Origin of the sequence: Rhodococcus sp. RD6.2 (genome assembly GCF_001040705.1) — a bacterium.
Lineage (GTDB): Bacteria > Actinomycetota > Actinomycetes > Mycobacteriales > Mycobacteriaceae > Rhodococcus_G.
The window spans coordinates 739,038-746,167 of sequence record NZ_CVQP01000006.1 but is presented as its reverse complement, the minus strand read 5'-3'; the positions used below and the strand labels follow the sequence as shown (position 1 = coordinate 746,167).

At 68.5% G+C, this 7,130-nt stretch carries 5 protein-coding genes; all 5 read right to left on the bottom strand.

Going from position 1 to position 7,130, the window contains the following annotated elements; all coding sequences use genetic code 11:
• Nucleotides 1-411: 411 nt before the first annotated feature.
• The gene (tyrS, locus tag RHCRD62_RS13700) at nucleotides 412-1,686 is read right to left on the bottom strand and encodes a tyrosine--tRNA ligase (protein WP_050065306.1); all 1,275 of its coding nucleotides are present in this window, start codon (nucleotides 1,684-1,686) and stop codon (nucleotides 412-414) included.
• An 8-nt stretch (nucleotides 1,687-1,694) separates the two neighbouring features.
• On the bottom strand, nucleotides 1,695-2,294 hold the full coding sequence (locus RHCRD62_RS13695) for a DNA-3-methyladenine glycosylase (RefSeq protein ID WP_050065305.1): 600 nt from the start codon (nucleotides 2,292-2,294) through the stop codon (nucleotides 1,695-1,697).
• A 64-nt stretch (nucleotides 2,295-2,358) separates the two neighbouring features.
• Nucleotides 2,359-2,577: a Trm112 family protein gene (locus tag RHCRD62_RS13690; protein WP_050065304.1), complete on the bottom strand. Its 219-nt coding sequence runs from the start codon at nucleotides 2,575-2,577 to the stop codon at nucleotides 2,359-2,361.
• 84 nt (nucleotides 2,578-2,661) lie between these two features.
• Nucleotides 2,662-5,628: an AMP-binding protein gene (locus RHCRD62_RS13685; protein WP_050065192.1), complete on the bottom strand. Its 2,967-nt coding sequence runs from the start codon at nucleotides 5,626-5,628 to the stop codon at nucleotides 2,662-2,664.
• A 75-nt stretch (nucleotides 5,629-5,703) separates the two neighbouring features.
• Nucleotides 5,704-7,128: an argininosuccinate lyase gene (argH, locus tag RHCRD62_RS13680; RefSeq protein WP_050065191.1), complete on the bottom strand. Its 1,425-nt coding sequence runs from the start codon at nucleotides 7,126-7,128 to the stop codon at nucleotides 5,704-5,706.
• Nucleotides 7,129-7,130: the final 2 nt, after the last annotated feature.

Here is a 7,130-nt window from a genome sequence, read left to right as displayed (position 1 = left end):
CTCGTTCTCGGCCGCTCCGGGGCAACTGTTCCAGCCTAACCCATCTCCCCCACCGGCGCAAACCGTTGAAGTCGAGACAATTGATTGAGGCTTTGTCAGGCGCCTTCGTCCAACCTCGTGTCCGGCCCTTCCGGGCTGGTCGGTGTCCGTGTCGCTCTGACTCGACAAAAGTTACGTGGCCGTGAACGCCACCGCAAATCCGCTGGTCACACCACATCAAGCCACCCAAAGACGCAGGTCAACACCCCGCCAACCGACCCGAACCCCCAAATCACGTCCATGTGACGCCCGACACCCGACCGAAACCAGGCCCACAACCCTCCCCTCGGCGACACCCGAAAATCACGAAGGGCGCCGCCCTCGCTCGAAGCGAGGTGCGGCGCCCTGGTCGCAATACCCGGTGCAGGTCGGTCAGGCGGACTGCACCTGGATGCCGGCGAAGTTGCGCTTGCCCCGGCGGATCACCAACCACCGACCGTGCAGCAGGTCGTCCGCCTGCGGCGTCCAGTCCTCGGCACCGATCTTGGTGTTGTTGATGTAGGCACCGCCCTCCTTGACCGTCCGCCTCGCCGCACCCTTGCTGTCGCAGAGTCCGCTGGCGACAAGGAGGTCGACGATCGTGGTCGGCTCACCCGCGGCCACCTGCGCGACCGATGCCTCGGTGAGCGCGGCGGCGAGGGTCGGCTCGTCGAGATCCCGGATCTCGGCCTTGCCGAACAGTGCCTGGCTGGCCAGCTCGACGGCGGCGGTGTTCTCGGCTCCGTGCACGAGTGTGGTCATCTCTGCCGCGAGCCTGCGCTGGGCAACACGAGCCTGCGGACGCTCGGCGACCTCCGCCTCGAGCTCGGCCAGTTCCTCGCGTCCGAGGAAAGTGAACCACCGCAGGTAGCGGACGACATCGGCGTCCGCGGTGTTCACGAAGTACTGGTACCAGGCGTACGGACTGGTCATCTCGGGGTCGAGCCAGAGGCTTCCGCCACCGGTGGACTTCCCGAACTTCTTGCCGTCCGAGGACGTGACCAGTGGAACCGTCATTGCATGCACGTGTTCGCCGTCGACGCGGCGGTTCAGTTCGACGCCGGCGATGATGTTGCCCCACTGGTCGGATCCGCCGACCTGAAGTGTGCAGCCGTGCGTTCGCCGGAGCTGCAGGTAGTCGTTGGCCTGCAGCAGCATGTAGCTGAACTCCGTGTAGGACATGCCGTCGGATTCGAGCCTGCGCTTGACGGTCTCGCGCGCCAGCATCACGTTCACGGAGAAGTGCTTGCCGAGGTCGCGGAGGAAGTCGATGGCGGTGAGCTTGCCGGTCCAGTTCATGTTGTTCTCGACGATCGCAGCGTTGCCACCGTCGAAGGAGACGAACCGCTCGAGCTGCGACCGGATTCGCTCGGCCCAGTCCGCCACGGTGTCCACGGAGTTCATGGTCCGTTCCCCGACGTCACGGGGATCACCGATCATGCCGGTCGCCCCACCTGCGAGAACGATCGGACGGTGCCCGGCCAGCTGGAATCGCTTCAGCGCGAGAAGGGGCACCAGGTGGCCTGCATGCAGGCTCGGACCGGTCGGATCAAAACCGCAATACAGGGTGACCGGACCGTCCTCGGCACTACGACGCAGGGCGTCGAGATCGGTGGACTGCTGAATGAGTCCACGCCAGGTCAGTTCGTCGATGATGTTCTCGGTCACGGGTTCGATCATCCCGCACTCGGCGCGGCGGGTGCACGCGGGCTACGTCGATATGCGGACACGGCCCTCGACTCCGGATCCCAGATACGCCACGGACGGTCGGCCGCGTGCGTCACCCCGACGCGCGGACCCACTGCCACTGCGGTCGCGGGAGCCGCCTCGATCCGGATCGGCGATCGGGGGTCGAACAGGTCGATTCCGTTGTCGTTCAACGTTGCTCCCAGCGCCTGGCCGAGGTTTCCCGGTCCCCGCGCGAGTTCCCGATCGGCCCGCGAGTGGCCTCTGCGGCTCCTCACGGCGTCATGACCCTGCACGACCTCGCCCGCTCGGAGCAACACCGCGCCGGCCGTTCCGTCCGGTGCGCAGACCACGTTCATACAGTGATGAAGTCCGTGGCTCAGGTAGACGTAGAGTCGTCCGGCCGGGCCGAACATGACGGAGTTCCGGCGAGTCGGCCCGGGGTAGGAGTGCGCCGCAGGATCCGGCCACGGGCCCGCAAGGTCGCCCCCGTATGCCTCGACCTCCACGATCCGGATTCGGACCGCCCCCGCGACGACCACGGCACCGAGCAGCAGATGAGCGGCGCCGACGGGCGTCTCGCCCGTCAGTGCCGATTCACTGAGCTCCGGTGAGCGGGAGAAGGAGCCCGGGGTGTCCGACACGCTTGGTCGTTCAGGCGTCGCCCGCGGCGGTTCCCCGCGCGACGTAGTCCTCGTGCTCCGAGTCGGTGACGTCGCGGGCCTCGTCGACGAGGAGCACCGGGATGCCGTCCTCGATCGGGTAGGCGCGCTTGAGCCTCGGGTTGTAGAGCAGCTTGTCGTCGACCAGCAGGAGCGGGCCCTTGTCCTGCGGGCAGGCCAGGATGCTCAGCAGGGTGGGATCGAGCGCCACGAAGGGTCCTCTCACGTCGGTGTGCACGGAACGTCGCTCAGGCTACCCGCCGCTCGACACCGCCGATCCGACGGCACGGCGGGGTCAGCGTCCGCTGCCCTGCTCCTGCAGTTCGGCCAGGGCGGCCTTTGTCAAACGCCGGTACCGGTCGTCACCGGCGTCGCGGTACCAGGACCGAACACCGGGCTTCGGCAGGCCCGCCGCGCGCAGCGCACTGCGCCGCGGTCGGTAGGAGGTGCTGATCGGGATCTCCGGGACGACGTGGATCAGGTCGGGGCAGCGGTCCTCATCGAGGTCGGCGAGTGCGTCGGCGAGGTCGTTGGCCGTCAACGACATCCCCGGCCGCAGCGTGACAGCGGTGACCGCGACCTCGTCGTCGCCCACCCGGACGCCGTAATTGACGGCGAGATCGACCTGGTCGAGGGCGCCGAGCGCACACACGATCGGCTCGCTGTACACGGGTCCTCGACGCGCCGAGACGACGGAGTTTCGTTCGTCCATGAGCCAGTGATCGCCGTCGGCGTCGACCTGGAAGAGGTGCTCGGTGGGCACCCATGCGTCTCCGGCGGTGAACACGCCGCGCATGGCGCCGTTGACCGCCTCGTGGCCCGTTGCCTGGCCGAGAAGCAGTCCGACCTCGCCGACACCGCACTCGCGGACCAGCCCGCGCTCGTCTTCGAGGAACCTGCGGGTCGCGGGGTCGTACGCGGCCACCCGAACCGGCGTACTGCCCGGCAGTGGCCTGCCCTTCGAACCAGGCTTCGCACCCGAGACGTTCGCGAGGACGACAGCGCCCTCGGTGGAGGCATAGAACTCGAGAACCTGCGCCGGGGCGAACCGCTTCATCGTGCGCAGCCAGAGCCCACGGGGCATGCCCGATCCGATGAACAGCCGGATCGGATGGGAAGCGTCGAACTCGAAGTCGGGTACGTCGACGAGTTCACGCAGCATCGTCCACGTGTAGGCGACCACCGTGACGCCGTACCGGTGCACCTCGGTGGAGAACCGGTCGGGGTCGAGTCCCCGGGAGAGAGCGATTCGGGAGCCACCGACGATAGCGCCGCCGAGTGTCGCGAGGACGACCGACGAATGGTAGAGCGGCGCAACGGAGTACACCGTGTCGCCGCTACCGAGGTTCGCCGCGGTCGCGGTTCCGAACGCGGACAGCGTCCAGCGGTGATTGGTGACGTGCTTGGCTTCGACCTTGCCACTGAAACGCCCGAACAGCACGAAGGCCAATTCGTTCGCCCGCCCCGGGTTCGGTCGGAACCAGGCAGGCAGTGGAACGTCCTCGGGGACGACCTTCTCGAGGTCGACGGTTCCGGACTCCGGCTCGATGTCCAGGACACGGGATTCGCCGCCACCGAGTACGAGGACCGGCCGACCGAGCCGTTCGGCGGCACGGAGGTGGTCCGGGTCCGCAACGATCGTCGCGACTCCGCCCAATCGCACGGCCTCGTCGAGGTCCTCGGTGGGCGGCAGCAGGACTGCGACCGCGCCGATCCTCGAGAGAGCGAAGATCGCCACCAGCGCGCTGGGGCGCGTCTCCATCAGCACACCGACGCGCGTCGACGGCCGTACGCCGGCGCTGATCAGGCCCCGGACGACATTGTCGATGCGGGTGTTGACCGCCTCGTTGGTGTAGGCGCGGTCGTCGAACAGGAAGCACTCGCCGCGCGGCGACCGCTCACCCGCCTCGGCGAGAAGCTTGCCCATCGAGATCCGGGTGTGGGGCTGGATCTGACCGAGGCGGACCAGTCGAGGCAGCGCACGCGCCGCTTCGGCCGTCAATTCGCGACTTCCCCGCACTGCCTGGGCGGTCGCACCGAGGACGCCGCGGACCGCATCCACGCCCACCTCGGCGATCGACGCGCCGGTGTGCAGGATCCGATCGGCAATCGACACGCCGGTCTCGTCGTCCGCCGGATCGTCGTCCTGCATCGGCTCGATCCCGTCCGGCCGCGGACCGTCACCCGCGCGCCACCGCACCCAGGCGCCCGTCATCGGCCAGGTCTGTTCGGCGGCAACGGATCCGACGACGAGTCCGAAGTGCCCGCTTCTCATCGTGTACTGGTAGATGTCGGCTTTCCGTGCCGCTCTGCGGATTCCCCGGACCGCAGTGGGCTGGCCGATGTCGTCGACCTCGCCGATGAACGCGAGGATCGGGCAGGTCAGCTCGGCGAGGGTGACCGGTCGGTCTCCGATCACGAAGCCACCGGACACCATCCGGTTGTGCATCACGAACTGGGTGAGCAGTTCCGCGACCGCGGGCCCCGACCAGGCGACCCAGCCGTCTGCCGAGAGGAACCTGCGCTGCTGCTCGCGCGGGAGCAGCGCTTCCCGGTCGTGGAGTTGGCGGAGGAAGTCGATGCGGGACTTCGCCGTCTTGACCGGATCGAGCAATTGGAATCCGGTGCGGGCCATCCAGCCTGCGATAGACAGCCGGGTGAACACGTGTTCGGCGAGGAAGCCTGCGGCGGGGGCGGCGATGTCACCCGGAATCCCGAACGGCAGTGCGGCCAGGGTGTCGACGGGAGCACCGAAGGTGATGAGCGAGGCGATGTTACGGCAGCGCCGATAGGCGGCGGCCTGGTAGGCGAACATGCCGCCCTGCGAGTAGCCGGCCAGGTGGACGTCCCGTCCCGTTTCCTTGCGGACCCGGTCGATGATGTCGCTGATGGCGACGATGTGGTCCGCGAGAGTGCGGTCCCATCCGCCCTCTTCGCTGTCCGGGGAGCCGAAGTCGACGACCCACGGGTCCAGACCCATCGAGTGCAGGATGCCGACGGCACCCTGATCCTGCGTGACGTCGTAGACGTCGGCGGACATCATCATCGGCGGTACCAACACCACCGGCGGACCCGAGGGCGGCGCCTGCTCGTCGTCGGCGAAGTAACGCCGGAGCCGGTACATGGGGCGACGCTCGACGATCCGGAACTCCGACGCGCGGGCCTCGGTCTCGAGGCCGCCCAAACGGACGACCTCGAGACCGTTCTGCGCGGTCGCCACCACGCGACGCACGGAACTGTTCAGGATCTCGTTCCAACTCACTTCCGCGCCCCCATGAATGATCGACCGGCCTACATCGGTGGAGTGACTATATGCACCGGACCGGCCTGCACACCGTCAGTTACCGATCCAGTTCCGCAGCGCGTCGGCCGACTCCCTGACTCGATCGAGCTGACGCGCGACCTGTACACCGGCGGTACCCCCGCGGGCGTTACGGGATGCGATGGAACCCTGCACCGTGAGGACGTCCCGAACAGCGGGCGTCAGCGCCGGATCGACCGAGGACAACTCGGCCTCGGTGAGATCCTCGAGCCCGACTCCCCGCGCCTCCGCCACGCGCACGCACGCGCCCGCCGCCTCGTGGGCGACGCGGAACGGAACGCCCTGGCGCACCATCCATTCGGCGATGTCGGTGGCGAGGGTGAACCCGGCGGGTGCGAGTTCCGCCATCCGGTCCGAGTGGAACTCGAGGGTCGAGACGAGTCCGGTGATCGCGGGCAGCAGCAGCTCGAGCTGTGCCACCGAGTCGAAGACCGGCTCCTTGTCCTCTTGCAGGTCCCGGTTGTACGCCAGCGGCTGTGCCTTCAGCGTCGCGAGCAATCCGGTGAGGTTGCCGATCAGGCGTCCGGCCTTGCCGCGGGTGAGCTCCGAGACATCCGGATTCTTCTTCTGCGGCATGATCGACGATCCCGTCGACCACGCGTCGGCGAGCGTGATGTACCCGAACTCCGGGGTGCTCCAGATGATCACCTCTTCGGCCATCCGGGACAGGTCGACCGCGGTCATCGCGAGCACGAACGCCGCCTCCGCCGCGAAGTCGCGGGAGGAGGTGGCATCGATCGAGTTGTCGGCCGCCGAGTCGAAGTCGAGCTCGGCCGCGATCGCGTCGGGGTTCAGCCCGAGCGACGAGCCGGCGAGCGCCCCCGACCCGTACGGCGACACCGCGGCCCGCTTGTCGAAATCGACGAGACGCTGCACGTCCCGAAGCAACGGGTGCGCGTGCGCGAGCAGATGGTGCGCGAGCAGCACCGGCTGCGCCGCCTGCAGGTGCGTCTTGCCCGGCATCACGGTGTCCGGATGCGCCGCGGCCTGGGTTGCCAGGGCGTCGACGACGTCGAGGACCCCCGCCGCCACCCGACGGACCGCGTCCCGCAGCCACATCCGGAACAGCGTCGCGACCTGGTCGTTGCGGGATCGCCCGGCACGCAGCCGTCCGCCGACCTCGGGGCCGACCCGTTCGATCAGACCGCGTTCGAGCGCTCCGTGCACGTCCTCGTCGGACTCCGCGGGCGCGAACGCGCCGCTGGCCACGTCCGCGCCGAGCCGGTCGAGGCCGTCCAGCATGGTGGCCAGGTCGGCGTCACCGAGCAGCCCGGCCGCGTGCAGCACCTTCGCGTGCGCCTTGGAGGCACGCACGTCGTAGGGCGCGAGCACCCAGTCGAAGTGCGTGGACTTGCTCAGCGCCGCCATGGCGGCGGCCGGTCCGGACTCGAACCGGCCGCCCCAGAGGGCGCCTTCGTTGGTGCCGTGCGCGTCGCTCATGA